Consider the following 26,113-nt stretch of genomic DNA (forward strand, 5'->3'; position numbering starts at 1 on the left):
GGGTTCCTTCCTCGTGTTTGCGAACACAAGGGAGCGTGGTCCTCGCCGCTGCCAGACGGCTGCCGCAGACGCAGTCGCGGCTGCCACGCGGGCCCCCGCAGGATCGCCGGCTCAGGCAGGCGCGGTCGCGGCCGTTATCTCGTCGCGGCCGTCGCCCAGACCGGCCAGGCCGACCGCGGCCGCGGCGGCCGGGTCCTGGGACAGCACCACGAAAAGGCTCTCGCGGGGCCCGTGCGCCCGCCGGGCCTTGGACCAGGCGAGCACGGTGCGGTACAGCTTCGCGGCCGTCTTGGCGTCGCCGGCCGCCGCGAGGATGCGACCGAGCTCCACACGCGCATGGGCGGCGGCCCACGACGCACGCGCCGCCTCGGCCGTCGCCAGCGCGCGTCGCTCGAGCTCCTCGGCCTGGGTCACGTCGCCGCCCGCGAGGGCGCTCGACGCGAGCCCGGACAGCGCGAACGCGGCGTGGTCGGCGAAACCTATTCGACCGGCGAGGTCGAGTGTGCGTCGATACGCGACCGTCGCGGCGCTGCTGTCATGCCGCCTCTCGGCGACCCACGCCTCGAGCAGCATCGCGGGAACGAGGAACGCGTCGAAACCCGTGGCCTGGGCGTGACGGCGCGCCTCCGCCGCCATGGCGGCGACCGTGGCCACGTCGCCCGCGGCTGCGGCGACCTGCGCACAGAAGAGGCTGGCCGCTGCGCTCTCCCAGTGGTTCTCGCCGGCGTCGAGCCTCGCATACCCCCGCCCCGCGAGCGCGGCCCCCCGCTCGACGTCGCCTGCCTCGGCGACGGCGAGGCCGAGCGCTGCTTCCACCAGGCCGAGCTCCGGCACCGCCGCCTCGGTGGCTTCGCCCGCGAGGGCCCGTTCGCCGATCTCGATCGCCGTGTCGAGGTCGAGCTCCTCGGTCGCGAGGTAGCAGCGGAAGGCGTGGAGCTCGAGCCGCTCGGCCACCGTCAGATCCCCTGACGTCGCAGCCAGCGCGCGCTCGAGGAAGCGTCGGCCCTCGGCCACGCGTTCGGCAAGGACGAAGTACCAGGCGAGCGCGGCCAAGCGCGCGGCGATGCCGCTCTCGCGGGCATCGCGCGCGTAGGTGAGCGCAGCCCACACGTTGTCGTTCTCGAGCTCGAGCCGGCGGACCCAGGCCCGCCAGTCGGCTCCTCGCAGCTCCGCGCGCGCCGCCTCGGCGAGTGCCGCGATGGACTCGGCGTGCGCCCGCCGGGCAGCGGCGAGACGACCGCTCTCGGCTAGACGTTCGAGCGCGTACTCCCGCACCGTCTCCAGCATGTCGTAGCGCGCACCTTCGGCGGGGAACGACACGGCCAGGATCGACTTGTCGACGAGCACGCCCAGCAGGTAGGTCACGGTGGGCTCATCGAGTCCGTCGCTCGCCGCGGCGGCGACCAGCGACGGCACCGACGCGCCGCCCCGATGTACCGCCACCTTGTGTAACAGCGACTTTTCGTCCTCGTGCAGCACGTCGTAGCACCACTCCACGAGCGCCTGAAGGCTCGCGCGGTTCGCGTCCGATGCCGGCACGTCGCCGAGGAGCTCGAGGCGGTGCTCGACGACGGAGAGGATCTCCACCAGCCCGAGTGCATGGGCGCGCGCGGCGGCAAGCTCGATTGCGAGCGGTAGCCCGTCAACGTGGCGGCTGATCTTCGCCACGAGCGGCGCGGCCTCCGCCGTCAGCTCGAACCCAGGACGAGCCGCCCGTGCGCGCTCGACGAAGAGCTGCACCGCCGGTGAGTCGACGCCGTCGCTCCGGCCCGGATCGGGCACTCTGAACGGCTCGACCATCACCCGCACCTCGCCGGGCACATGCAGCACCTCGCGGCTCGTCGTCAGCACCCGCACGTCCGGACAGCCGGCCACGACCGCTGAGGCGACCCGCGCCGCCTCCCCGACGACACGGCCACAGCCGTCGAGCCACAGGATCGCGTCGGCGTCACGCAAGCGGCCAACGACCCGGGCGAGCGGGTCGGCGCCCCGGACGTCCACGGCGTGCGCGACCAGGCGAACGACGTCGTCCTCCCCGCCGGCACGGGCGAGATCGACGAACCATGCCCCGTCGGCGAACTCATGCTCCACCGAGCGAGCCGCCTCCAACGCGAGCCTGCTCTTGCCGACACCCGGCAGTCCGGTCAGCGTCACCAGGCGGTGCTCGCGCACCAGCGCGAGCACCTGGGCGAGCGCCTCCTCGCGATCGACGAACGAGGTCGACGGAGCGGGGAGGGTGCCTCGGCGCCTCCGTGGAGCCGGAAGGGGCGCGATCGCGGGATCGTGCGAAAGGATGGCGTCCTGGAGGCGCCGCAGCTCGGGTCCCGGCTCTAGCGCCAACTCCTCTGAGAACACGCGCCGCGCCTCACGGAAGGCCTCGAGCGCGTCGGGCTGGCGGCCGCTGCGGTACAGCGCGAGCATCAGCTGGCCCCACAGGCGCTCCCGGAACGGGTTCTCCTCGAGCGCCGTTCCGAGGGCGGGCACGACGTCGCGGTGCTCTCCTAGGACGAGCGCCGCCTCGAACTGCTCCTCGAGTGCGTCGACGCGAAGGGACTCGAGCCGCCGCGCCTCGGCGCCGAACCACGCCGTGTCGGTGAGGCCGTGCAGTGCCGGGCCCCGCCAGAGCTCCAGCCCGCGCGCGACCGACTCCGCCCCCGCGACGGCATCCCCTGCGCGCAGCGCATCACGCGCCTCGTGCAGCAGGTCCTCAAACCGCAGAGCGTCGACCGCCGCGTGGGCCAGCGCGTAGCCGTCCGGCGTCGCGGCGATGGCCTCCGAACCGAGCGCAGCCCGGAGACGGGCGACGTGGTGCTGGACGGCGTTGCGCGGCGCGGCAGGCAGGTCGTCTGCCCACAAGGCGTCGATCAGCGAGTCGACGCCGACGACGCGACCGCACCGGAGCGCGAGCAGCGCGAGAAGCCCGCGGCGCTTGCCGCCGCCTACGTTCGCCGGCTGCCCGCCGGCGAGGACCTCGAACGGGCCGAGCAGTCGGACTTCCACCAGCTTGTTCATGCGCGCACGGGGGTCGGCCTGCACGCATCAGTTTCCCACGCCCACGCCGCGCGGGTCCAGGTACGAGGCGCGCCTGGACGCTAGTGCTGCTTTGCCCCGATGCGCCGATTCATCGTTCGCCCCCGACGCTGCCCGATCTGCGGCGTGTCCGCGGGCAGTCCGTGCCCGGGCCGAGCCTGGCGACGTGCACCGACGCGCGCGGTGCCCCCGTGCCAGTGGTGTGGCAGCACGGGCCCCGAGCGTGGCAGCGGTGTGGCAGCGACGGACGAGAGTGTTGATCTGTCAGTCAGTACACACACCAAAGGAGAAGCACATGGCTGCGATTGAGAACGTGGTGGTCGTTCGGTTCACTGAGCCGAGCAAGGCCTACCAGGCGCTAAGCGCGCTCAAGGACTGCGACGCCGAGGGTCGGATCGCGCTGCGATCCGCGGCGGTCGTGGAGCGCACATCTGAGGGATATCTGCGCACTCCCGAAGCCGCCGACAACATCGGTCTCGTCGGCACTGCGAGCGGCTCGCTGCTCGGGATGCTCATCGGCGTTCTGGGCGGGCCGGTCGGAGTCCTCGTGGGCTGGGGCGCCGGTGCCGTGATGGGCGGAGCTTTCGACATCGGTCGTGCCGTGAAGTCGGACGAGGCGCTCACCGAACTGGGCAGGGCGATTCCGCCGGGATCCACTGCGGTGATCGCGACCGCGGCCGAACCGGCGGTCGAGGTGATCGACGGGGAGATGCGGAAGCTGGAGGGCGAGGTCACGCGCCGTTCCGTCGGCGACGTCATGGACGAGCTCGAGGCAGCGGAGGATGCCGCCGAGGCGGCTGCCCGCGAAGCGCGGCGAGAGCTGCGCGAGAAGCGGAAGACGGAGCTGAGCGCGAGCGTCGACGCGCGCGTCGGAACGCTCAAGGAGAAACTCCACATCTCCTGACGGCGATCCGCCGCGCAACGGCGATGTGTTGCGGATGAAGTGATCATCCGGTCAGGACCCGTCGGCCCGAAGGCCGGCGGGTCTCGACGTGCTCGATGATCACGCGTACCGACGGCGGACGAGTTCGTGCCACGGTTGTGCCACGGATTCGGCCCCTGCCACGGTTCCGCCACGGGTCAAACCAGTAGAATCACGCGCGATTGCGACGGTCTGCGAAACTGAATGCCAAGGCTTTAGATCCGCGGAATCGCGCGGGTTTCGGGCTCGGCCAGACAGTCAGATCAGCCGTCTTGGCGGGTAGGGGAGAGGTCCCGCCGACCGTGAGAAGGTCGGGGTTCGATCCCCCTAGCTCCACCATTGTGATGTCGCAGGACATCCCGGACAGCCCGGACCCACGTTTGTGGATCCGGGCTTTGTGGTTAGCGGGGTTGGTAGTGGCGTGTGAGATCGAGGTGCGCTCGCGCAGGATCTCGCCGGTCGTGGCGTCGTCGATGGTGCTGTGCAGGTCCTGGAGACCATCACGACGGGGGGTGTGTCCGGGATGTCGTGAACCAGCACAGCTCTCGATCCACCGCATGGCCACTGGCCCGCGAGAACGCAGACAGCGGCCATTCGTTTGTCCCGAATTCGTTCGCAATGTGCCGAGCTCCACGGTGGTCAAGTCTCCTCCGTAGAGGAGGAGGATCGCCTAGCCGTCCGGGGCGCCCTGCTCGGCGCAGTGCTAGGCGCGGACCGGTACCAGGGGCGTCATCAGAACCGGTGTGCCCAGCCGGACCTGCCGCAGGTGTCTCGGGCCCGCCGAGCAAGAGGGTGCGGCGCTCCGCGAGGCCCTCCATGCCGAACGGTAGCCGGGGCCCGAACTGACACGCCAGGGTCGGCCAACGGTGGCGCCACTGACTCTGCGCCAGAGCCGGCGCATCTCAGATTGAGGTGGAGCAGCGCAGCGGCGAAAGACAGGTAGCCGAGGGTCACGCCCACATAGCTCGCTACGGGCGTCGGTCGGCCGAACGGCAGAGGCCTTGATCGCCGTCGAGCTGGTGGTCGCCATGAAATGGCGACCGGTGCGGCCCGCTACCAGGCCGTCTCGTCTCTGGCCGCTGTGGTGCCAAGTCAGACGAGGAAGATCGGTAGCGCGCCGGGGTTGTGGGCGTGCACGATCGCGAGGAAGACGAAGACGTCGAAAAGCAGGTGGACGATCAGCACGTACGTGAGGGAGCCGGTCCTCGAGAAGATCCACCCCTGCAGGAGCGCGAACGGGGCGGTGAGGAACGGGCCCCACTCGCGGTAGCCGAGTTCCCACAGGAAAGAGACGAAGATGACGGCTTGAAGCACGTTCGCCTGCCACATCCCGAAGTGTCGGCGCAGCAGCGCGAAGCACGTGCAGATGAAGAACAGCTCGTCCCACGTGCCCACGAAGTTGACCCCCACGAAGAACCGGGCGAGCTCGCTCCGGTCGGTGATGTTCGGCCAGTTCAGGTACGCGCCTGAGGTGATGAAGTAGTACGGCAGGATCAGCCACCCGAGTACCGGGACGGCGACGAGGTAGCCCTTCTCGAGCCGGGTCCACCGCTGGCCGGTGCGCCACGGGAACCGGATGGCCTCGCGGCGGTACACGAACCGGTCCACGAGGTACGGCAGCCCCACGGCGGACAGGAGCACCGTGCCGATCGTGAAGAACCTGTCCCAGCTGACGTCCGCCTCGACCGAGGTCGTCGAGACGATCGTGATGCCGATCCCGACGAGCGCGAGGTCCTTGACTAGCTCGCGCGAGACCGCCCACGCTCCCAGCAGACTGACAACGAGCAGCGCGTGGCCCCAGCCGGCGAGCTGGAGGGCGAACAGGAGGAACGCGGACAGCGAGACCCCCGCCGTCGGCAGCAGCCCGATCAGCGGCGTGTCGTGAACGCGTGGGGCAGCGCTCGTGACCATGCGCGACAGCATGCCAGGCACCGTCGGCAGCGCCCCGGGCGGCGACCGAAGCGCCGGCGGGACCGGCCGGTGCTAATGGTTGCGTGACGAAGCTCGGCTCTCGCGCCGACCCGCGCCGACACCGCGCTGACACCGCGCGCGTCATCAACGCCGCTCAGGGCACCCTGGTCATCGGCAGCAGCAACTATCCCAACGCCACGGAGCATCGACAGCGACGCGCAGGACTGGGAGCTCGAGCTGGCGGCGGTGATCGGAAGCGGACGTTCCGCGTCAGCCCTGACGACGCGCTCGGACACGTCTTCGGCTGCACGATGGTGGACGACATCACCACGCGCGACTCGTCTTCCTCAAGGACATGGCCGCGATCGGCTCGAACCGGTAACGGGCGAAGAAGGGCTCCGGGCTTCCTGCCCGCCGGCATTGGATGCTCGGCGCGCTGGCCGAGCGTCCAACTGTGATATTCACCGGTGACTGTGATATTCACCGGTGAACCGGAGACGCCATAAGCACGGGCGAACGTGAGGGCGACGGCGCGGCCGTTGCCGATGCCTTGCCCTTCTGTCTGACCGCTGCCGACGTCCAGTGCGTGCGGCCTTGGGGCCGGCCGCTCCTGGACGGACGAACTGGTGCATGGTGGGCGCTTGGCGTGAGGCACACCCTGCGCGCAGCCCTACGTGCGCTACACCGGTCAGAGGAGCGCCGCGTCGTTCGTCACGTCGGTGACGCCGACGTGCACGGGAACGTCTCGCAGCTGTTCGGGCGAAAGGCCAAGCACCTGTACCAGCAGTTCGGCGGCGCGGTGCCGAATCATTTCGGCCAGCGGGACCAGCCGGGCGCGGTAGAGGGCGATGATCTCGACAGTGACGGCCTCAAGGTTGTGGTCGGCGTCCGTGGTGCAGGTGATGCGGCTGACGCCGGCCCGGGGGATGGCGTCGAGCGCGTCCCGCAGGTGGGCGACCAGGACGTCGGCCGCGAGGAAGAACTCACCCGCGCCATGGACGCCCCGCACGGGCGCGGAGGGGCGGAACATGGCAAGGGCGTGCGAGAAGACGTCGGCCCGAATGGCCATCCAGCCCCGGTCGGTGTGCTGGCGCAGCGTCGACGCCGCCTTTTCCAGGGGGTTCGTGGTGTTCATCGCCATCCTTCCAGCTTTGTCTCCAGGCTGTGGCGCGCCCGGTGGAGCTGGCCGCGCACGGCGTCGATGGTGGTGTGCCGGATGTCGGCGACGTCGGCGTAGCTCAAACCTTCGATCTCGACCAGGAGCCAGGTCGAGCGCTGGGAGAGTGGGAGTTCTCGCAAAGCCCGGTCGAGGGCGGACAGCAGGTCGGCTGCCAGGGCCTGCTGCTCCGGGTCGAAGCGTCCGGGTGCGGCGATCTGTAGCGAATCCACGGGCAGGGTAGATGGAGGACGGCGGCGCAGGAAGGTCCGCACCTGGTTGATGGTCAGGGCGAAGAGCCAGGTCCGCAGCGCGGCGTCGCCGCGGAAGGCGGGCAGGCCGCGCCAGGCTGCCACCATGACGTCCTGCAGGCAGTCCTGGGTATCGCTGTGGTGCTGGAGCATGCGGTAGCTGTACCGGTACAGCGCCGGACCGTGCCGATCGACGATGACGCCGAAGGCCGCGTGGTCGCGCAGCGCTGCCCGGCGCGCCAGCACGGCGTCGGGCAGGTCGGACAAAGAGGGCACGAACGGTTTGATCACTGGCTTCCCCCGCCGGGTCACACTTCGCGGCCACCAGCCGCCCCGTCGTCACGACTGCGATGAACTACTTCCCCGCCAATGTGATGCACATCACATGCCAGGGATCGTGAGGATCGCCGGACGGCAGCGTCTCACTAGGTGTCACGACGCTGACACCCACGCTGTGTGGCGGCAAGTCGTAGCGACAAGCGAGAGGAGCTCCCGTGAGCGAGCAGTCCGTGGTCCCGTCCGGTGGTGCAATGACCAGCCGTCCTACTGGCGCCACAAACGTCGGCACCGCCACCGTCGTTTCCGCCCTGAGCAGCAGCAAGGGAACCACGACGATCAACGATGTGGTGGTCAGCAAGATCGCCGGCATCGCCACCAATGAGGTCGACGGCGTGCACGCGATGGGCTCGGGTGCGGCCCGCGCGATGGGCTCGTTGCGCGAGCGCATCCCCGGCAGCACCACGAACCAGTCCCGGGGTGTCACGGTGGAGGTCGGAGAGACCCAGGCGGCGATCGACCTCAGCATCGTCGCCCAGTACGGGGTGGCGATCGCTGACCTGGCGGAGGGTATCCGCCGCAACGTGATTGCCTCCGTCGAGCGGATGACCGGCCTGGAGGTGGTCGAGGTCAACATCAACGTCACCGACGTGCACCTGCCTGAGGACGACGTGGCTCCCGAGCAGGAGCAACGGGTCCAATGACCACCGACCGCGAGCCCGCGGCGACTGCCGTATCGACGGGGCAAGAGCTCGCGGACGCGGTGGCCGCGGCGGTCCTCGCCGTCCCGGGGGTGGCCCGCCTGCACTCGGGCGCGCTCGGCGAGGCGGCGACTTACCTGCCCGGTCGCCGCGTGCCCGGGGTGCGCATCCGCCCCGGCGGCGTCGAGGTCCACGTGGTGGTGGACCGGGCGGTGATGGACTGGCGGGTACCCCTTCCCGAGGTGGCCGAGCACGTCCACCGCGCGGTAGCCGCGCTGGTGCCGGCCAGGGTGCACGTCTACATCGACGACTTGGCTACCGAGCCGTCTCCCATGATCCCTTCACCCGATCGTCCCGGCCCGGCCGGAACGATCCGCACCCACCTGGAGTGAGGATGTCCGCTTCCCAGACCGGTCTGCTCGCGGGCCTGCTGCTTGCCCTCGCCGCCATCCTGGGCGGGTTCAACGGCTTCCTGCTCGCGCTCGTCCTCGGTGCGCTGGGCTGGCTGGTCGGCGCCGTGGTCTCCGGCCAGCTCGACCTGTCCGGGCTGCTCGCCGGCCGCGGCCGTGGCTAGCCTCGACACCCGCGACACCCGTGCACGCGGGACGGTGGAGGTCGCGGACCGCGCGATCGAGCGGATCGCCCGCGCGGCGGTCCTGGCCGTCGACGGCGTCGCGCCCGCCGCCAGCACCGCCGGCGGGCTCGGCACCGCCCTGGGCCGCACCTACCCCCGGCTAGACTGTGAGATCGCCGGTGACCACGTGCGCGCCTCGGTCGAGATTGCCATCCGCTGGCCGGCCTCGGCCCGGCAGGTGGGGGAGAAGGTCCAGGCCGCCGTCACCACCCAGTTGCACCACCTGGCCGGTCTGCACGTCGACTCCGTGCGCGTAGTCGTGGCACAGGTCGTGCGCCACGTCGCGGACGAGCCCAGGAGGGTGCGATGACCGCCCACCCGCCCCAGGACGTGTCAACGCCCGGCGCCCGCAAGGCCGCCGCCGGAAGTCTTGTCGACGACCCCGAGCAGGGAAGCTGGTCCAGTCCGGCCGAGCCTGACCGGGAGGCGTGGCGGCCGATGCTCGCGGCCAGCCTGCCCACGCGAAGCGGCGCGATCGGCGTCCTCGGTCCGGTCCTGGCCACCTTGCTCCTGGCCGCCGGCATCGTGCTGGTGATCGAGGCCCTGGTCGCGAGCGGTGTACTCGCCGGCACAGGGCTGGTCGCGACGGGCCTCGCCACGCTCAACGGGCTACCACCCGGTCCATGGTTCCTCGTCGGCGGCATCGTCGCGGCCCTGCTGGGCGTGTGGCTGATCGTCGTCGCCGTCAGCCGCCGGGTCCGCTCCCGGGTCACCGTCACCTCCCGCACCGGGATCTACCTCGGCGTCGGTGACGTCGCCCGCCTGGCCAGCGCGGCCGCCGAGGAGGTCGGCGGCGTCATCTCCGCCTCGACCGTCGCCACCCGCCGCAGGGTCACCACCACCATCCGCTCCACCGGCGACGCGGGCATCGCCGACGCCGTCCGCCAGGCCGTGGCCGACCGGCTCACCATGCTCGACCCTGCCCCACGCATCGTGGTGGCCGTGCGCGGCAAGGGACGTACCACCGACGGGGGGACGCCATGAGCCGCGCAGTGCTCGCCCTCGACCGCACCCTCGCCTTCCTGCTCGGTCTGCTGCTGCTGGCCGTGGGCGCGGCCGCCGTGGCCTGGTGGGCCGGCGAGCTCGACCGCGTGTGGCCCACCGTCCCAGACACCCTCCGCCTGGGCGACGCGTCCTCCGCGGTCGGTGCCCCGTGGTGGCCCTGGGCCGCGGGGGTGGCCGGGGTGCTCGCCATGCTCCTGGGACTGCGGTGGCTGATCGCCCACGTCCCCCGGCGCAACGTCGGCACCCTCGCCCTGCCCGGTACGCCCGGTCGCGGAAGCCTCCGGATCGATCCGGGCGCGGCCGCGACCACCGCTGCCCAGGTCCTGGCGGAAACCCCCGGCGTACGGTCCGTCCGCGGCACCATGCACGACGACCGCGGGGAGCTCGTCGCCGCCCTCAGCGCGACCATCGAGCCCACCGCCGACCTCGCCACCGTCGTCGACCGCGCAGAACGCGTCAGCGCCGAACTGGGCCACGTCCTCGGCATCGACGCCGCCCGCTGCCGGGTGCAGCTCTCCGTCGCCCGCCGCGGCCGGCGCCTACCCCGGGCCGAGTAGCGCTCGACCAGGCTTTCAAGGGGCGACGTGCGCAAGCGACGAATCCGATGAACGCTGGCGAGCCTCTCTTCTGCGTTGTCTGCGTAGGGCTCGGCTCGCCGCGGGAGGCCCTTGACTACGAAATTGTGGGCGCTCACGCTGAGCGGGGCTGCGCGAGTTGGGCCCGACAAGGTGCGGCTAGGGCAACGCGGCGGTGGACTGACGTTCCGACAGGCGGCGCTAGCGTTGCTTGGGTGAGCCTGCCGTGAGGTCGGGGCTGTGGTCGGGTTGGTGGACGCATAGCCATAGTGCTGCGGGTCGGACGATGACCGCGAGGGTGCGGCGTGGGTCGATGACGTCGCCGTCGAGCTGGCAGGGTTGGTTGCGGTCGCTGGTGACGGTGACGCGTGCGCCGCGCAGCACCTCTATCCGGGGCACGTGCTCGTGTCGGCGGAGGATGCCCCAGGCGAGGGCAGCCCAGTGGGCGAGGTGGCGGGGGGCGAGGATGGCGACGTCGAGCTGGCCGTTGTCCGGTTTGGCGTCGGCGAGGAGTTGGACGTCGCCTTGGAGGCGGCCGACGTTGCCGATGACGACGGTGCGTGCGCGCCGGCGGAGCGGTGGGTCGTCGTCGATCTGGATCTGGACGCGCATCGGGCGGTCGCGGAGGTGCTTGAGGGCGGAGAGCACGTAGGCCAGTGAGCCGATGCGCGCCTTCGTCCCCACGCCGACCTTGAGGTGATGGCTGTCGATCGTCGCGCCGTCGTCCCGGAGCTGGACCGGACCTCGAGGTCGTACAGGTAGCCGTCGCCTGGAGCCCAGCGGTGGACGTCGGGCGCAACTGTGCGGCGAGGTCGGGCGACCTCGCCCGCATCGTCGGCCGCGAGCTTGTCAAGTTTTCTGTGTAAGACGGGTTCCGTCCGGTTTTAGTTGATGTGGCCGGCGAGCCGGTCGGGATAGAGATAGAGCAGGGCGAGGTGGTTCAGGGCGGCGTTCCACCCTTCGGTGGTGGCGCCATCGACGAAGTGGCCTTGGCCCTGCGCTTGGAGGCCGGCAGGCCTGCCTCCTTGGCCCGTTCGCGGGCGCGTTTGTCCTCGATGGCGCGGATGGACAGCCAGAGCAGCTTCACCACCGCGTCGTCGTTGGGGAAGTGGCCGCGGTTCTTGATGATCTTGCGCGCCTGGTAGTTCAGCGACTCGATGGTGTTGGTGGTGTAAATGACCTTGCGGACCGCGGGCGGGAAGGCCAGGAACGGGGTGAAACGTTCCCGGGCCCGCTGCCACACCGCGATCGCGGCGGGGTACTTCTTCCCCAGCGGGTGCTCGGCGAGCTCGAGCAGGGCCGTCTCGGCGGCATCGGCGTCCGCGGCGGTGTAGACCCTGCGCAGCCCGGCGGAGAAGGCCTTGCGGTCGCTGTAGGAGACGTACCGGTTCGCGGCCCGGATCAGGTGGACCCACGCAGGTCTGGACCACGGTGCGCGGGAAGGTGGCCTCGATCGCCTCGGGCAGGCCCTCCAGCCCGTCACAGCACGCGATCAGGATGTCCCTCACGCCGCGGTTGGCGAGCTGGGCACACACGGCCGCCCAGAACTTCGCGCCCTCGGCCGCCTGGACCCAGATGCCCAGCACATGCTTGACCCCGTCGGTATCGACCCCGATGACCAGGTGGGCGGCGCGGTTGACCACGTGCCCACCGTCGCGGACCTTGACCACGAGCGCGTCGAGGAAGACCACCGGGTAGACCGGGTCCAGCGGCCGGGACTGCCAGGTGGCGACCTCTTCGAGGACGGCGTCGGTGATGTTCGCGATCGTCTCGTGGGACAGCTCGGTGCCCAGGGTGCGGGCCAGGTGGGCCTGGATGTCACGGATCGTCATCCCGCCGGCGAACAGCGAGATGATCATCTCGTCCAGCCCGCCCAGGCGCCGTTGCCCCTTGGGCACCAGGCGCGGGACGAAGCTGCCGTCCCGGTCCCGCGGGCTCGCGATCGGCACCGGCCCGACCTCGGTCTGGACCGTCTTCGGCATCGAGCCGTTGCGCGAGTTCGGCGTCCCGCGCCCCGCCGGATCGCCCTTGTCGTAGCCGAGGTGATCGCTCAGCTCCACGGCCAGGCCACGCTCCAGGACCGAACGGACCAGCTCGGGCAAAAACCCGCCCTCCCCGGTCAACGGCACCCCGCCGGTGCTGGCCCGGGCCACGAGCCGGTCGATCAGCTCATCGCCGAGCAGCTCCTTACGCAGCTTCCTCGCGGTCGTCTCCGACCCGTCCGAGCCAGGCTGCCCGTCGGCCATACGTTCAGTCTCGGCACCCGCCTCGGCGACGTCCACCGCGTCGAGCTCAGTCCACTGCGTCGTGGTCATGATGGTCTCCTCACGCTGACGTGGCCGTCAGCATCCAGGAACCCCTACTTACACAGACCATCTGACACGCCCGCGCGGCGTCGACGTCATTCTTCACGGGGTAGCTCGCCCCCCAACCAACTAACCGAGCCTCCACCAAACCCGCGGCGGTTCAACCATCTACTCGCTCAACTGGGTCAGAGTGAGGTCATCCCTCCGTCGACGACGAACAGCGACCCCGTCGCATAAGATGACTCGTCGCTCGCCAGGTACTCCATGATCCCTACGACGTCCTCGGGCCTCCCGGCTCGACCGAGCGGCACGCGGGAGACAGCGGCGGCTCGTTTGCTGGTGTCGTTGGCGATGTCCGCCACGAGCGGCGTCATCGTGAATCCTGGGACCACGGTGTTGAACCGGATGCCCGTGCCGGCGTAGTCCGCCGCGGCGACGCGGACCATGCCATGGATGCCTGCCTTCGAGGTGGCGTAGGCGGTGAAGCCGGCGCCCTCTCCGTTGATCGCGGTGGGGCTGCCCGTGACGATGACCGAGGAACCCGGCCGGCGGACGGTGCGGACGGCGTGCTTGAGCGTCAGGAACGTACCGGTGAGGTTGATGTCGATCGTCCGCCGCCAGGACCCGAGCGTCAGCTCACCGATCGGACCGTCGGCCCGGAAGTCCTGGATACCGGCGTTCGCCACCACGACGTCGGGCGGCCCTGCCACGGCCAGCACCTCGGCGAATGCGGCCTCGACCGACTGCTCATCGGCGATGTCCAAAACTACGGGCGACGCGCCCGTCGAGCGTGTTGCGCGTGCCGCCGTGCTCGCGCCTTCGCCGTCGCGGTCCGCAAAGAAGACCACTGCGCCGCTCCGAACAAAGCGAGTCGCCACCGCACGCCCGATCCCGGACGCGGCTCCGGTGACGAGGCACACCTTGCCTTCGAGGACTCTTCCTGGGTGTTCCGTCACGATGCCTCCGATGCTGTCCGTCGTCTCGTCCGATCCGCCTTGCTCGTCGATGCACCCTGGGCGTCCAGCCTGCTCCTCGTCCTTTTACCCCGGTGGTCCGGTCCTCCGCCGTGACCGTCGGCGTAGTAGTGCCGGGAATCCTCCAGGTGCTCGAGCATGGCTGCACGCGCCACCCGGGCGTCACCGCTGCGTATCCCGTCAAGCACCACCTCGTGCTCCTCCGCGGCGACCTCGAGCCGCCCTTCGACCGAGAGGCTGCGGACCCTGATCTGCCGGATGGTGGCATTGATCGAGTCGAGGAGAGTGACGAACAGGGCGTTGTGTGTGGCCGCCGCGACGAGACGGTGAAACTCCTCGTCATGGGTCGCGGCGTCCTCAGGCGTGCGGGACGCCCGCATCGCCTCTAGCTCGACGGCGACCGCGTCGAGATCCTGCGGCTCGGCACGCTCGGCGGCCAGCTCGACGATGGTGAGCTCGAGGACTGCGCGGACCTCGGCGATGTCGGTCGGGGTGAGGAGGTGCTGGGACTGTGCGGACCGGACGTAGAGCTTGAGCGTCTCTGCGACCCGCGAGGACGAGACGGCGGTGACGACGGCGCCCCGGCCGGTTGCTGCCTCGAGCACACCCTTGGCCTGCAGGCTCCGGACTGCCTCACGGATGACCGTTCTGGAGACCCCGAACTGTTCGCTGAGTGCCCGCTCTGTCGGGAGGGCGGTGCCCGGGCGCAGGGCGCCCGACGAGATCGCCTCCAGCAGCTCCTCGCTGACCGTGTGGGCGAGCGACGGTGGGCGCCGGATCGTGTCGAACGAAGTCACAGGGGTCACTTTCTCGCTGCTTCGTTGGGGGAGGAAACACCGGCCATCATACTCGGGGCTTTGGCATACCACCAGACCGTCCGCTATCTCGACTTGCGGGTGACGCCAATGATCATCCCGATCAGTGTCCACATCAAGCGATAATCCGCCCTTGTCAGATGCCAGGACTAGTTCTATGGTCTGGCATACCAAGTGCCGCAACGCGTCCAACTTCCACTGCCAGCCGAGGGGATCAGCGGGTCACAAAGGGACGCGGCACGCAGCGCGGCGGCGGCAAACCGTCGTTCCGGCACGCTGCGTCGCGGCACGACGTCGCAGCAACGAGTCAAGGAGGCCTCGTGTCACTTCTACGCGCGCACCCTGCCCGCAAGCCCGTCCTCGTGGGCGCCATGATGCTCGCCGCAGCGACGGCGCTGGCCGCCTGCGGCACCACCGCCGGCCGTTCCGCCGCAGAGCCCACGGCGCAGGACGTCGCGGTCGACGTCGGCGCCGACCTGACCGGCACGAAGATCTGCTTTGGGTTCTCCGGCAGCGAGACGGAGTTCTGGGCCGCCGGTATCAAGTCGATCAACGACTCTCTGAGCGCGAGCGGAGCCACCGTCATCGAGCACAACTCCAACGAGGATCCCAACAAGCAGCTCGAGCAGGTCCGCGACTGCATCACCCAAGGCGTGGACGGCATCGTCGTCATCCCCGAGGACGGCTCGAGCGCGCTCACCATCATCGGTGAGGCCAACGATGCGGACGTGCCCATCGGCATCTTCAACCGCCCGCCGGCCGACGACACCGGCGCCGCCCTGGTCTCCGTCGCGGACAACCGCGACATCGCGCGCCAGACGGTCGAGTACCTCGCCGCCGAGGCCGAGGGGATCGGTCGCAAGGTTCAGCCGCTCATCATGGTCGGTAACCTCAGCGACCAGAACGCCGTCGAACGGCGGAACGGCTTCTTCGACGCGATCGACGCGAACCCAGACCTCTTCGCGGAGCCGATCGAGGTGCAGACCAATTGGGATGCCGCAACGGGCCAGGCAAATCTCGAGGCCGCCATGCAGGCGAACCCCGACATCGACGTCCTCTTCACGTCCAGCGACTTCCTGTTCCCACAGATCCAGGCCGTGCTGGAGCCGCTCGGCAAGTGGAAGCCGGCGGGCGAGGAGGGCCACGTCATCATGGGTGGCCTCGATGGTGACAACCGCGCCTGCAACCTCATCCGGGACGGCTACGTCGACGCGACCGGCGTGCAAGACCTGTTCCTGGAGGCGGAGTCGCTCCTCGCCGCGCTCGGCAAGGCGATCACCGACGGTCAGACGCAGCCCGACGAGCAGCTCGTCGACGCGGGCTTCGCGCTGACCCAGGCGAACTTTGCCGACCGGGAGCAGGACATGTGGGGCTGCGTCATCACCCCGCCCGGCAGCTGACCTGACCGACCGGCCGCTCTGCGAGCAGCCCTCGCAGAGCGGCCCTGACCCCGGAAGGAGCCACTTTGTCCATCGCCCAGGCCCGCCGGCGCGTGATCGAACGACCGCCCGACAGTCAACGCGTCGACGCGTTCCGCCGGTTCTTCGCCGGGGAGGGGTTCGTCGCCGCGCTCATCGTGGTCTACGTCGTCGTGGTCTCCCAGTTCGCGGACGGGATGCTTACCTCTCGCAACCTGCTCAACGTTCTGAGCAATCTTTGGCCGCTCGCCATCATCGTCATCGGACAGGCGTTCGTCCTGATCCTGGGCGGCATCGACCTGGCCCAGACCGCGGTTGCCAACATCACCAACACGTTCGGGGCGCTGCTGCTCGCCCAGTCCCTTTCCCCCGCGCTGTTCGGCGACACCGTCTTCTGGGGCTCGTTGGTCGGCGAGAGCGGTGGCGTCCTGCGCGACGGCGGCGTCGCCCCGGCGGTCGTCATCGTGCTGGTGCTGGGTCTCGGCCTTGGCGCGCTCAATGGCCTGGCGGTCGCGCGTCTTCACATGCCGCCCTTCATGGTGACGCTGGGCGCCATGCTGCTGCTTGGTGCCGTCGCCGTGTGGATGACCCGCAGCGAGAACGTCGCGTCCCTCCCCGAGGCATATCTCGCCATCGGGAACAAGGGCCTCGGTGGGCCGTTCACGTACGCCATGGTGATCGCGGTCGTAGTCGGGCTGGCCTCGCACTATCTGCTCGCCCGCACTCCCTTCGGGGCGTGGCTCTACGCGGCCGGCACCAACCGGCAGACCTCGATCGTCTCCGGCGTGCCGCACGACCGCACCGTAGTCATCGCATATGCCCTGAGCGGCCTGCTCGCGACTGTCGGCGGCATCCTCTACTCGACGCGGCTCCAGGCCGGCCGCCCCACGCTCGCTGACGACATGCTCCTCGACATCATCGGGGCCGCCGTGATCGGCGGGCTGTCGCTGTTCGGCGGCAAGGGGACGATCCTGGGTGCCTTCCTCGGTGCGGTCTTCTTCGTCGTGCTCTCCAACAGCCTGAACCTCCTCAACCTGCCGTTCACCGTCGTGTTCATCGTCAAGGGCCTCGTCATCGTCGCAGCCGCCCTGCTCGACGTCGCCCGGGCACGTCTCACGGGAGCAGATCGATGACCCCACCACGCCTCGAGCTACGCTCGATCTCCCACAACTTCTTCAATGTCCCGGTCAACAAGGACATCTCCCTGTCCGTGGCTCCGGGCGAGGTGCTCGGGCTCGTCGGTGAGAACGGCGCCGGCAAGTCGACCCTGATGAACGTCGTCGGTGGGGTTATGCAACCGACGGAGGGTGAGCTCTTCGTCGACGGCGAGCCCTACGCGCCCAGCTCGCCGGCCGAGGCAGCCCGGCGCGGCATCGCGCACGTGCACCAGGAACTCAATCTCTTTGCCAACCTCTCCATCGCAGACAACATCTTCCTCACGAACTACCCGCGACGTGCCGGCATCTTCACCGATCGGCGCGCGGCCCGTGAGCGGTCGCGCCGGGCGCTGGACCTCATGGCGCTCCCGTTCTCCCCCGACACCCGGGTCGAGCGGCTCAGCCCCGGCCAGCGGCAGATGCTCGAGATCGCCAAGGCCGCAGTCGGCGAACCGGGCCTGATCATCCTCGACGAGCCGACGACGTCGCTCACCTCTCGGGAGACCGAACGCCTTTTCCAGCTCATCGCCGACCTCACGGCGAGCGGGACGTCCGTCGTTTACGTCTCGCACATCCTCGAGGACGTCAAGGCACTCTCCGACCGGGTCGCGGTGATGCGCGACGGAAACCTCGTCGACGTCCGTGCCGCGTCGGACGCCCCGATCGGCGAGATCATCACGCTCATGGTCGGGCGCAGGTTCGACCAGAGATTCCCCGACCGCGACGGCGCACCCACGTCCGAGCCGGTGCTGACGCTCGACGGCGTGTGCGCGACAGGGCTTGTCGACGACGTCTCGCTGACGGTGCACCGCGGAGAGGTCGTGGGTCTGTTCGGGCTCATGGGCGCTGGGCGCACCGAGCTAGCCCGCATCATCGCAGGGCTCGAGACGGCTGACGCCGGCACGATCACCCTCAACGGCGCCGACGTCGGGTCCACCTCACCGCGTCAACGGATCGCCGCCGGGCTCGCGCTCGTGACCGAGGACCGGCGCGGTGACGGCCTTCTCATGGACTTCCCGGTGATCACGAACGCCGCGCTGCCCTCGCTGGGCCGCTGGAGCCGTCACCCCGTCGCCCCCGTCCAGCGACGCCGGCTCCGACGCGACGTCGCCGCCATCGCGGAGGAGCTGCGGATCAAGACGAGCAGCCTCCGGGAGGCACCGGTGCGCTCACTCTCGGGTGGCAACCAGCAGAAGGTCGTCCTGGCCAAGTGGCTCCTGACGGAGCCCAGCCTGCTCATCCTCGATGAGCCGACCCGCGGCGTCGACGTCGGCGCCCAGTTCGAGGTGTACCGCACAGCCCTCGCCCTGGCCGACCGCGGCGCAGGCATCCTCGCCATCTCCTCGGAGCTTCCCGAGCTCCTCGGCATGTGCGACCGCATCGGCGTCATGCGCCAGGGCCGTCTCGTCGCGGAGTTCGCCAAGGCGGACTTCGACTCCCGGGCCATCCTCGGGGCGGCGTTTGGCGAGGCCCTCGTTCCCGGAAAGGTCGGCTGACCGTGCGATCTGTGCGGAGTCTCGCGCTCAACAACACCCCGGTGCTGCTGCTCGTCGTCGTGTTCCTCGTCTTCTCGGTCGCCGACGCAAGGTTCTTCGACGTCCACACCCTGACCAACGTCGCACGCAGCGCCGCCTATATCGGCATCCTCGCCGTCGGCATGACGCTCGTCCTCATGACCGCGGGCATCGACCTGTCGGTGGGGTCGATGATGTACCTCGTCGCCGTCGTCGTCGGCCAAGTCGCCAACAGCTACGCGCTGCCGGTCTTCCTCGTGCCCGTCCTGGCGATGGCGGTCGGTCTGACGTTCGGGGCGCTCAACGGCTTCGCCATCTCGGTTCTGCGGGTCGTGCCCTTCATCGTGACGCTAGCGATGCTCACCGCGTACCGGGGCCTCGGGCTGGAGCTGTCCGAATCGCGCGAGGTGAACTATCCCGACGTCATCGGGCAGCTGGGCGCCCAGCCGATCCTCGGCGTCCCGTTGCCCGTGTGGGTATTCGTGGTCGTCGTCGTCCTGGCCCACGTGCTCGTCACCCGCACCCCGTTCGGCCGGCAGCTCCTCGCCACCGGGGAGGACCGGCGGGCCGCGGAGCGGGCCGGCATCCCGGTCCGGCGGATCCTCTTCACGGTCTATGTGGTCGCGGGCGCGCTGGCCGGTCTCGCCGCGTTCGTCGCCATGACACAGCTACGCACCGCAGCCCCCGGGTTCGGCACCGCTGACGAGTTCGACGCTATCGCCGCGGCGGTCCTTGGCGGCACCAGCCTCTTCGGCGGCCGGGGCTCCGTGTTTCCTGGCACGGTCGTCGGCGTGCTGCTCATCCAGCTCATCCAGACCGGTCTGCAGTTCATGCAGGTCGACCTCTACATCACCCCGATGGTGCAGGCCGCCATCATCCTCCTCGCCGTGTTCGTCGACAGCGCTCGGACCGGGCGTCTCGAGCGCCTCGGCCGTAGACACATCACCTCGAGCCGGATGGAGACCGCGGCATGACTCCGCCCGACGTGCCGACCGGTCACCACGGCCTCGCACTGACCTTCTACGGCGACGACTTCACCGGCTCAACCGACGTGATGGAGGCGCTCACCCTCGCCGGCATCCCGACCGTCCTCTTCCTCGACGCCCCGACTCCCGAGCTCGTCGCCGTGCACCGAGACGCGCTTGCGGTCGGTGTCGCCGGGATCAGCCGGACGATGTCGCCAGAGGAGATGGACGCAACCCTGCCGGGCATCTTCACCCGACTCGCCGGCCTACGGGCGCCGCTGTTCCACTACAAGATCTGTTCCACGTTCGACTCCTCACCGCACATCGGCAGCATCGGCCGGGCAGCGGAGATCCTCCGGCGGATCTTCCCCGGCTACCCCATGCCACTCCTCGTCGCCGTGCCCCAGCTGGGCCGGTATACCGCGTTCGGCCATCTCTTCGCCACTGCCGGCAGGGACGTGCACCGACTCGACCGGCATCCCGTGATGAGCCGGCACCCGGTGACCCCGATGAGTGAGAGCGACCTCCTGGTCCACCTCGCCGCCCAGACCGACCTGCCGACCGCGCTCGTCGACCTTCGCGCCCTCGGTGGTCCCGACGCCGCCGTCGACGAGCGGGTCGACGCGGTCCTGGCCTCCGGCGCGCAGATCGTCCACTTCGACACGGTCGACGCCGCCACGCAGCGGCAGGTCGGCCGCACGCTGACCCGTCTCGCCGAAGGTCGACCCGACGGCCAACCGCTTGTGGTGATCGGGTCCTCCGGCGTCGAGTACGCGCTCGACCTGGCCTGGCCAGAGGGTCGGCGGGCATCTGTCGGGCAGCCGGACGAGCCCGCCGACGTCGACCAGACGCTCGCGATCGCCGGATCCCGCGCCCGTGAGACGGACGAACAGGTCGCCTTGGCGATCGAGAACGGGTTCGCCGAGGTTCGGGTCGATCCGGCAGCCGCGACCGGCCCCGACGCCGCCGCGTACGCGACCGCCGTCGTCGAGCGTGCGGCGGCCGCGTGGCGCCGAGGCGGCCACGTCCTGGTCCGGACGCCGCCGAAGTCCGGGACGTCCGATGTCGACGGCAACCTGCTCGGCGCCGCACTGGGGCGAATCGCCAGCGAGCTCGGCCTCCTGGTCGACGTGCGACGGCTCGTCGTCGCCGGCGGGGACACCTCGGGCTTCGTCGCTCGCGCGCTGGGTATCGAGACGCTTCGTCTCGTCCGGCAGCTTGCCCCCGGCGCCCCGCTGTGCCGGGCGACGAGCCGGAACGGCCGGTTCGACGGGCTCGAGATCTGCCTCAAGGGCGGGAAGAACGGCACGCCCGACTACTTCGTCCGGATCGCCGCCCTCGCGTCCTCGCGTCTGCTCAACCTCTAAGAAAGGGAACTGACATGACCACGATCGCTCTCATCGGCGCCGGGGGAAAGATGGGCACTCGGCTCGGGGACAACCTCGCCAAGACCGACCACGAGGTCCTCCACGTCGAACCGGGTGAGGCGGGCCGGGCACGGCTCGCCGAGCGGGGCGCCACCGCCGTCCCCGCCGACGAGGCCGTGCCCCGTGCCGACGTCGTCGTCCTCGCGGTGCCGGACAACGCCATCGGGCAGGTCTCCGCCGACCTCATACCGCGGATGAAGGCCGGCGCCACCCTCATCGTGCTCGACGCCGCCGCGCCGTATGCGGGGCAGGTAGCAACACGCGAGGACATCAGCTTCGTCGCGACCCACCCGTGCCACCCGTCGGTGTTCAACCGCGCGGAGACGACGCCGGAGGCGCAGACGGACTACTTCGGCGGCGTTGCGGGACGGCAGGACGTGGTCATCGCGCTGATCTCTGGCACCGACGCCGACTACGAGCGCGCCGAGCAGGTCATCCGCGCGTTCTTCGCCCCGGTCGTCAACGCGCACCGGATCACGGTCGAACACATGGCGCTCCTCGAGCCGGTGCTGGCCGAGACCACGGCCGCCACCTGCATCACGATCATCCGCGAGGCGATGGACGAGGCGGTGCGCCGCGGCGTCCCGGCGGACGCCGCGCGCGCGTTCATCCTCGGTCACATCGGCATCGAGCTCGCCATCATCTTCGGCGAGATCGACTCGCCGTTCTCGGATGGTGCACTCAAGGCCATCGCCGGGGCGCGCAGCATCCTGTTCAAGGACGACTGGAAGCGGGTCTTCGACTCCGACGTCATCGACGCGAGCATCGCCGAGATCGTCGGTGCGCAGTCGCTGACGCACTGAGGGATCAGCTGTGACAGAGCGAGGCGGCCCGCTGAACCTTGTCGCCGGAGCATGGACGGCGACGTTGAACCCGGACGGGGTGCTGGCGGACATCAGGTTCGGCGGCCATCTCGTGCTCAAGGCACTCATGGTCGTCGTCCGTGACGAGGCGTGGGGAACGGTGCCCGGCACGGTGACGGTCGCGCCGCACCACACTGATGACGGCTTCGACGTGCGGCTCGCGGGCGAGCACGTCTACGGGCCGGTGGACTTCGTCTGGGACGGGCACGTGGTCGGCGGGCCGGAGGGCCTGGAGTACCGCTTCGACGGGCGGGCGCGAACCGCGTTCGACTCGAACCGCATCGGTTTCGTCGCGCTGCACCCCCTCGAGCCTGCCGGGCGGCCGGTCGGCGTCTTGCGGGTCGACGACGCCTGGGTCCAGGGCCAAGAGGGTGACGTCGTCGTGACCGAGAGCCGGTTCCCGGCCGACGTCGTCCCACATCAGCCCTTCGTGGGTGTCGCCGGGTTCGTCGAGCACACCCCGCACGGGGACGTCACCATCCGATTCCGGGGTGACACCTTCGAGACCGAGGACCAGCGCAACTGGTCCGACGCGTCGTTCAAGACCTACTCCCGGCCCTTGGCACAGCCCTGTCCGGTGCACTGGCAGGCGGGCGACGAGACCGCCCAGGCGGTCCGGCTCACCGCCGCGGCTCCGGGTGCCTTCTCACCATGGCCCGCCAGCTCGGCTTCGACACAGCCGTACCCAGCCACGGCGACCGTCGTCGTTGACGACGTACCCGCCAGGCTGCCCCACGTGGGGGTGACCGTCGGACCGGAGGACAACCCCGCGCTCCTGGGGGCCGAGATCGCCGCCTTGAGACCGCATCACCTCCGGGTCGACGTTCATGCCGGCCCCGGCGCCCTTCGCGGTGGTGAGGTCCTCACGGCCGCGGGGCGCGCGGGCATCCCGTTGCAGGTCGCGGTCCACGTCGATACCGACCCGGCCCGCGCGCTCGGCGACCTTCGACAACGCCTGGCCGGGGTCGACGTCGCGAGCGTGGCAGTCTTCGACGCCACCGCGCCGTCCACCACCACCCGCGCGATTGACGCCGTTCGCGGTGTCCTCGGCACGGCGCTCGGCGCCGTCTTAATTCTCGTGGGCACGGACGACAACTTCGCCGAGCTCAACCGGAACCGCCTGTCCCTGGACGACTTCGAGGCGTCGGCAGCCGTCTTCAGCCTCAACCCGGGAGTGCACGACATCCGTTCCGCGGCGGTCCTCGAGACAGTCGAGGCGGTGCCCGTCATGCTCGCCACCGCGCGCTCCTTCGTCGGTGGACCGGTCGCTGTCGGGCCGGTGAGCCTACGGCCGCGCCGGAACATCTACCGGGCGGGTGTGGCGATCGACCGGACCGGCCGTGACGACGGCTCGGTGGACGAGCGTCAGCACGCTGCGTTTGCGGCCACTTGGCTGATCGCCACGCTCGCCTCTCTCATCGCCGCCGGTGCACAGGAGGTCACCGTCTTCGAGCTGAGCGGACCGCGCGGACTCGTGGACCGGCCCGGCGGTCGTCGCAGCCCCGCGTTCGAGGTGGTCCGCGCGGTGACCGCCGGCACCGGCGCCCTGACCTGCAAGACCGACGACACTCGCCTGGCTGTGGTGGCGCTCACCTCCCGGCGTGACGGGGACGGGCGTTCCACCACGACGGCGCCGCCGACCACGACCGTTCTGCTGGCCAACCGCTCGACCGACACCGTCGATGTCCGGATCGAGCCAGCCGGCGTCAGCGTCATCCTGCTGCCGCACGGTTACGCCGTCGCCGATCTGCCAGGCGCGCCATCCGCACATCTCGAGGAGCTCCCGTGACCGACCGCATCCGCGCCCGCTACCTCATCGAGACGCCCGCCTCGCCGGCACGCGCCGCAGCGGCCATGGCGGGCGAACAGTCGACCGGCACGTTCATCGCCGTCCCCGGCGAAACACCGGAGATCCATCGCCGGCATGCGGCCCGGGTCGAGGACGTCGTCGAGCTGGACGAGCACGACGAGCCCGCCCTGCCGGGTAGCCGCGGTGGCTCCCCATTTCACCGCGCCGAGGTCGAGCTGTCCTGGCCGCTGGAGAACGTCGGGACTTCCCTGCCCAACCTGCTCGCCACCGTGGCCGGGAACCTGTTCGAGCTTCAGCAGCTCTCCGGCATCCGCCTGGAGGCCCTGGGTCTGCCGGCAGAGCTCAGCCGGGCCCACCCGGGTCCGCAGTTCGCCATCGACGGCACCCGCCGGATCGCGGACGTGTGGGAGCGGCCGATCATCGGCACGATCATCAAGCCCAGTGTGGGGCTCACACCGGAGGAGACCGGTGTGCTCGCCGGTGCACTCTCCCGCGCGGGGCTCGACTTCATCAAGGATGACGAGCTCATGGCGAACTCGCCGCACTCGCCGCTCGAGCCCAGGCTGGCCGCCGTGCTCGCCGCGCTCGACGACGCAGCGTCGGAGACGGGTCGCATGCCTCTCTACGCGGTCAACGTCACCGGCGAGATCGACGAGATGCTCGCCAACGTCGACAGGGTCGCCGAGATGGGCGGCAACTGCGTCATGGTCAGCGTCAACGCGGTCGGGATCGCGGGGCTGCGGGCGGTCCGTCAGCACAGCGCCCTGCCGATCCACGCGCACCGCAATGGCTGGGGGGCCCTGACGCGGGACCCGATGCTCGGGTACTCCTACGACGTCTGGCAGCAGCTGTGGCGTCTCGCCGGGGCCGACCACCTCCACGTCAACGGTTTGCGGAACAAGTTCTGGGAGCCTGACGACTCCGTCCTTGCTTCTGCCAGGGCCGTGCTCGCTCCGATCAACGGCGGGCCGCCCGTGATGCCGGTCTTCTCCTCCGCGCAGAGCGCCGAGCAGGTCGCTGACACCTATCAGGCCTTGGGGTCCACCGACCTCATGTACATCTGCGGCGGCGGGATCCTGGCCCACCCCGACGGCGTGGCCGCTGGCGTCGCGAGCATTCGCCAGGCGTGGGATGCCGCTCTCGGTGGGGTCGACCTGGACGAGCACGCCAGCACCCACCCCGAGCTGGCGACGGCACTCGCCACGTTCCGGAACCGGCATGAACTTTCCTGATGGCAAGGACGCGCCTGCCGTCCTCCTGGGCCATCCCGCGACATCTACCGAGGCGATACCGTCACCATGTACCGGAGGTCTCTCTATGCCATCCACGCACGAGAAGCGTGTGCTCGTCACGGGTGCTAGCGGGTTCATCGCCTCGTGGACCCAGCGCCTGTTGGTCGAACAGGGCCACGACGTCATCGGCACCAGCCGGTACGAGCATCGCCCGGAGTCGCGCTTTGTTCTCGGCCAGTTCGACCCGCCGCTCATCCAGGCCGACAGCCACCACGCGACCGTCCTCCGGAAGGTGGTGAGAACTCACAAGCCGGACGTGGTGATCCACCTCGACGCCTACGTCAACCCGGTCGCGCTCAGGCAAGATCCCCGGCGTGCTATCCGGCAGAACTTCCTGCAGACCGTCGATGTGCTCGACGCCTGCCGCGACTACGGCGTCGCTCGTGTCGTCTTCGCCTCGTCGGTGGCGGTGCTACCGGCAATCCGCTACCAGCCGATCGACGCCGCGCACCCTCTCGTGACGCACACCGAGGGCCCCTCCGGTGGCTTTTACGGGGCCGCGAAGGCGGCGTCGGAGGTATTTGGTCTCACCTACGCCGATTCCTTCGGTCTGGACTTCCGGGTGGTCCGCGCGAGCGCCGTCTTCGGCTTCGGCATGCAATGGCCGATCGGCATCAAACCGCTCGTCGAAGGCGTCGTGCGCGGCGAAGAGGTCACCGTTGCCGTCCACGCGCCACCCCGGGACTACACACCCGTCCAGGATGCCGCGGCGATCTTCGCTGCTGTCGCCGTCGAGGACGACGTTGCCGACCGCGTGTTCTACGCAGCGACGGGCCGGCCCCTGACCGACGGGCATACGTTGCTCGATGCCATGTGGGCGGCGTTTCCGCAAGCGCGCCTACGTGTGAGTGACGAGCCGCTCGATCCCACCGGGATCGAGAGTCGGTACCGCGGGGTCATCGACATCGAGCCCGTGCGGGAGCAGCTCCGGGTGCGGCCAACCTTCTCGAGCCTCGAGGACGCGCTGGTGGCGTACGCGGACCACTACCGCTCGTTCACCTCCGCCCGGAGCGGACCGGCGGAGCGGAAGCTGACTGAGGGGGCCAGGTTCGGGAACTCCAGGTCGTTCAGCCACCTGCTGAACGAGCCACAGATGTGAAGAGATTGACGA

General features: G+C 70.0%; 23 protein-coding genes and 1 pseudogene. 16 read left to right on the forward strand and 8 right to left on the reverse strand.

Annotation, left to right across the window (positions count from 1 at the left end):
- Positions 1–111: 111 nt before the first annotated feature.
- Positions 112–3,012 carry a BTAD domain-containing putative transcriptional regulator gene (locus FE374_RS03450; protein WP_139927254.1) on the reverse strand — a complete coding sequence of 967 codons (2,901 nt, stop codon included), beginning with the start codon at positions 3,010–3,012 and terminating at the stop codon, positions 112–114.
- A gap of 313 nt (positions 3,013–3,325) precedes the next feature.
- On the opposite strand from FE374_RS03450, the gene FE374_RS03455 reads away from it, so the two are divergent.
- Entirely contained in the window at positions 3,326–3,934 is a 609-nt protein-coding gene (locus FE374_RS03455; RefSeq protein ID WP_168205569.1) for a DUF1269 domain-containing protein, read from the forward strand.
- Between the two features lie 1,110 nt (positions 3,935–5,044).
- On the opposite strand, the gene FE374_RS03460 is transcribed toward FE374_RS03455, so the two are convergent.
- The 3 genes from FE374_RS03460 to FE374_RS03475 form a co-directional block, all read right to left on the reverse strand.
- On the reverse strand, positions 5,045–5,863 hold the full coding sequence (locus tag FE374_RS03460) for a CPBP family intramembrane glutamic endopeptidase (protein ID WP_139927256.1): 819 nt from the start codon (positions 5,861–5,863) through the stop codon (positions 5,045–5,047).
- Between the two features lie 688 nt (positions 5,864–6,551).
- The gene (locus tag FE374_RS03470) at positions 6,552–7,004 is read right to left on the reverse strand and encodes a hypothetical protein (protein ID WP_139927257.1); all 453 of its coding nucleotides are present in this window, start codon (positions 7,002–7,004) and stop codon (positions 6,552–6,554) included.
- On the reverse strand, positions 6,995–7,546 hold the full coding sequence (locus FE374_RS03475) for an RNA polymerase sigma factor (protein WP_168205570.1): 552 nt from the start codon (positions 7,544–7,546) through the stop codon (positions 6,995–6,997). The genes FE374_RS03470 and FE374_RS03475 overlap by 10 nt, the downstream gene beginning before the upstream one ends.
- A gap of 254 nt (positions 7,547–7,800) precedes the next feature.
- On the opposite strand from FE374_RS03475, the gene FE374_RS03480 reads away from it, so the two are divergent.
- Genes FE374_RS03480 through FE374_RS03505 form a run of 6 tightly spaced genes read left to right on the forward strand, consistent with a single transcriptional unit; the run spans position 7,801 to position 10,443 of the window.
- Positions 7,801–8,250 carry an Asp23/Gls24 family envelope stress response protein gene (locus tag FE374_RS03480; protein WP_139931299.1) on the forward strand — a complete coding sequence of 150 codons (450 nt, stop codon included), beginning with the start codon at positions 7,801–7,803 and terminating at the stop codon, positions 8,248–8,250.
- Positions 8,247–8,639, forward strand: a complete 393-nt coding sequence (locus tag FE374_RS03485; RefSeq protein WP_139927259.1) for a hypothetical protein — start codon at positions 8,247–8,249, stop codon at positions 8,637–8,639. The genes FE374_RS03480 and FE374_RS03485 overlap by 4 nt, the downstream gene beginning before the upstream one ends.
- 2 nt (positions 8,640–8,641) lie before the next feature.
- On the forward strand, positions 8,642–8,821 hold the full coding sequence (locus tag FE374_RS03490; protein WP_139927260.1) for a DUF2273 domain-containing protein: 180 nt from the start codon (positions 8,642–8,644) through the stop codon (positions 8,819–8,821).
- On the forward strand, positions 8,814–9,191 hold the full coding sequence (locus FE374_RS03495) for an Asp23/Gls24 family envelope stress response protein (RefSeq protein ID WP_168205571.1): 378 nt from the start codon (positions 8,814–8,816) through the stop codon (positions 9,189–9,191). Before FE374_RS03490 ends, FE374_RS03495 begins: the two co-directional genes overlap by 8 nt.
- Entirely contained in the window at positions 9,188–9,865 is a 678-nt protein-coding gene (locus FE374_RS03500; protein ID WP_139927262.1) for a DUF6286 domain-containing protein, read from the forward strand. Before FE374_RS03495 ends, FE374_RS03500 begins: the two co-directional genes overlap by 4 nt.
- Positions 9,862–10,443, forward strand: a complete 582-nt coding sequence (locus FE374_RS03505) for a hypothetical protein (RefSeq protein ID WP_139927263.1) — start codon at positions 9,862–9,864, stop codon at positions 10,441–10,443. The genes FE374_RS03500 and FE374_RS03505 overlap by 4 nt, the downstream gene beginning before the upstream one ends.
- Positions 10,444–10,662: 219 nt before the next feature.
- On the opposite strand, the gene FE374_RS03510 is transcribed toward FE374_RS03505, so the two are convergent.
- The 4 genes and pseudogenes from FE374_RS03510 to FE374_RS03525 form a co-directional block, all read right to left on the reverse strand.
- Entirely contained in the window at positions 10,663–11,145 is a 483-nt protein-coding gene (locus FE374_RS03510) for a diacylglycerol/lipid kinase family protein (protein WP_139927264.1), read from the reverse strand.
- A 200-nt stretch (positions 11,146–11,345) separates the two neighbouring features.
- Positions 11,346–12,707 (reverse strand): annotated as a pseudogene (locus FE374_RS03515) (IS256 family transposase).
- Positions 12,708–12,952: 245 nt separating this feature from the next.
- On the reverse strand, positions 12,953–13,723 hold the full coding sequence (locus tag FE374_RS03520) for an SDR family NAD(P)-dependent oxidoreductase (protein WP_139927265.1): 771 nt from the start codon (positions 13,721–13,723) through the stop codon (positions 12,953–12,955).
- Complete coding sequence (locus FE374_RS03525; protein WP_168205572.1) at positions 13,720–14,538, reverse strand: FadR/GntR family transcriptional regulator; 819 nt, start codon at positions 14,536–14,538, stop codon at positions 13,720–13,722. The genes FE374_RS03520 and FE374_RS03525 overlap by 4 nt, the downstream gene beginning before the upstream one ends.
- Positions 14,539–14,876: 338 nt before the next feature.
- Between FE374_RS03525 and FE374_RS03530 the strand changes: the two genes are divergently transcribed.
- The 9 genes from FE374_RS03530 (at position 14,877) to FE374_RS03570 (ending at position 26,101) form a co-directional block, all read left to right on the forward strand.
- The gene (locus FE374_RS03530; protein ID WP_223173633.1) at positions 14,877–15,956 is read left to right on the forward strand and encodes a sugar ABC transporter substrate-binding protein; all 1,080 of its coding nucleotides are present in this window, start codon (positions 14,877–14,879) and stop codon (positions 15,954–15,956) included.
- A gap of 65 nt (positions 15,957–16,021) precedes the next feature.
- Positions 16,022–17,107, forward strand: coding sequence for an ABC transporter permease (locus FE374_RS03535; RefSeq protein ID WP_139927267.1), 1,086 nt, complete (start codon positions 16,022–16,024; stop codon positions 17,105–17,107).
- Positions 17,104–18,627 (forward strand): sugar ABC transporter ATP-binding protein, encoded by a 1,524-nt coding sequence (locus FE374_RS03540; protein ID WP_139927268.1) that lies wholly within the window; start codon positions 17,104–17,106, stop codon positions 18,625–18,627. The genes FE374_RS03535 and FE374_RS03540 overlap by 4 nt, the downstream gene beginning before the upstream one ends.
- Before the next feature lie 11 nt (positions 18,628–18,638).
- Positions 18,639–19,619: an ABC transporter permease gene (locus tag FE374_RS03545; RefSeq protein WP_168205573.1), complete on the forward strand. Its 981-nt coding sequence runs from the start codon at positions 18,639–18,641 to the stop codon at positions 19,617–19,619.
- On the forward strand, positions 19,616–20,977 hold the full coding sequence (locus tag FE374_RS03550; protein ID WP_139927270.1) for a four-carbon acid sugar kinase family protein: 1,362 nt from the start codon (positions 19,616–19,618) through the stop codon (positions 20,975–20,977). Before FE374_RS03545 ends, FE374_RS03550 begins: the two co-directional genes overlap by 4 nt.
- A 14-nt stretch (positions 20,978–20,991) precedes the next feature.
- Positions 20,992–21,840 (forward strand): phosphogluconate dehydrogenase C-terminal domain-containing protein, encoded by an 849-nt coding sequence (locus tag FE374_RS03555; protein WP_139927271.1) that lies wholly within the window; start codon positions 20,992–20,994, stop codon positions 21,838–21,840.
- 10 nt (positions 21,841–21,850) lie between these two features.
- Complete coding sequence (locus FE374_RS03560; RefSeq protein ID WP_139927272.1) at positions 21,851–23,689, forward strand: hypothetical protein; 1,839 nt, start codon at positions 21,851–21,853, stop codon at positions 23,687–23,689.
- A complete protein-coding gene (locus FE374_RS03565; RefSeq protein ID WP_139927273.1) occupies positions 23,686–24,942 on the forward strand; it encodes a ribulose-bisphosphate carboxylase large subunit family protein in 1,257 nt (418 codons plus the stop codon). Before FE374_RS03560 ends, FE374_RS03565 begins: the two co-directional genes overlap by 4 nt.
- Before the next feature lie 85 nt (positions 24,943–25,027).
- On the forward strand, positions 25,028–26,101 hold the full coding sequence (locus FE374_RS03570) for an NAD-dependent epimerase/dehydratase family protein (RefSeq protein ID WP_168205574.1): 1,074 nt from the start codon (positions 25,028–25,030) through the stop codon (positions 26,099–26,101).
- Positions 26,102–26,113 lie beyond the last annotated feature (12 nt).

Origin of the sequence: Georgenia yuyongxinii (assembly GCF_006352065.1) — a bacterium.
Classification (GTDB): Bacteria; Actinomycetota; Actinomycetes; order Actinomycetales; family Actinomycetaceae; genus Georgenia; species Georgenia yuyongxinii.

What these genes read in the sequence shown, in the direction of transcription:
- FE374_RS03500 (WP_139927262.1), top strand. Translation starts at nt 9,188, where the DNA reads ATGACCGCCCACCCGCCCCAGGACGTGTCAACGCCCGGCGCCCGCAAG.
- FE374_RS03485 (WP_139927259.1), top strand. Translation starts at nt 8,247, where the DNA reads ATGACCACCGACCGCGAGCCCGCGGCGACTGCCGTATCGACGGGGCAA.
- FE374_RS03550 (WP_139927270.1), top strand. Translation starts at nt 19,616, where the DNA reads ATGACTCCGCCCGACGTGCCGACCGGTCACCACGGCCTCGCACTGACC.
- FE374_RS03460 (WP_139927256.1), bottom strand. Translation starts at nt 5,863, where the DNA reads ATGGTCACGAGCGCTGCCCCACGCGTTCACGACACGCCGCTGATCGGG.
- FE374_RS03505 (WP_139927263.1), top strand. Translation starts at nt 9,862, where the DNA reads ATGAGCCGCGCAGTGCTCGCCCTCGACCGCACCCTCGCCTTCCTGCTC.
- FE374_RS03450 (WP_139927254.1), bottom strand. Translation starts at nt 3,012, where the DNA reads ATGAACAAGCTGGTGGAAGTCCGACTGCTCGGCCCGTTCGAGGTCCTC.
- FE374_RS03555 (WP_139927271.1), top strand. Translation starts at nt 20,992, where the DNA reads ATGACCACGATCGCTCTCATCGGCGCCGGGGGAAAGATGGGCACTCGG.
- FE374_RS03540 (WP_139927268.1), top strand. Translation starts at nt 17,104, where the DNA reads ATGACCCCACCACGCCTCGAGCTACGCTCGATCTCCCACAACTTCTTC.
- FE374_RS03455 (WP_168205569.1), top strand. Translation starts at nt 3,326, where the DNA reads ATGGCTGCGATTGAGAACGTGGTGGTCGTTCGGTTCACTGAGCCGAGC.
- FE374_RS03570 (WP_168205574.1), top strand. Translation starts at nt 25,028, where the DNA reads ATGCCATCCACGCACGAGAAGCGTGTGCTCGTCACGGGTGCTAGCGGG.
- FE374_RS03470 (WP_139927257.1), bottom strand. Translation starts at nt 7,004, where the DNA reads ATGGCGATGAACACCACGAACCCCCTGGAAAAGGCGGCGTCGACGCTG.
- FE374_RS03480 (WP_139931299.1), top strand. Translation starts at nt 7,801, where the DNA reads ATGACCAGCCGTCCTACTGGCGCCACAAACGTCGGCACCGCCACCGTC.
- FE374_RS03490 (WP_139927260.1), top strand. Translation starts at nt 8,642, where the DNA reads ATGTCCGCTTCCCAGACCGGTCTGCTCGCGGGCCTGCTGCTTGCCCTC.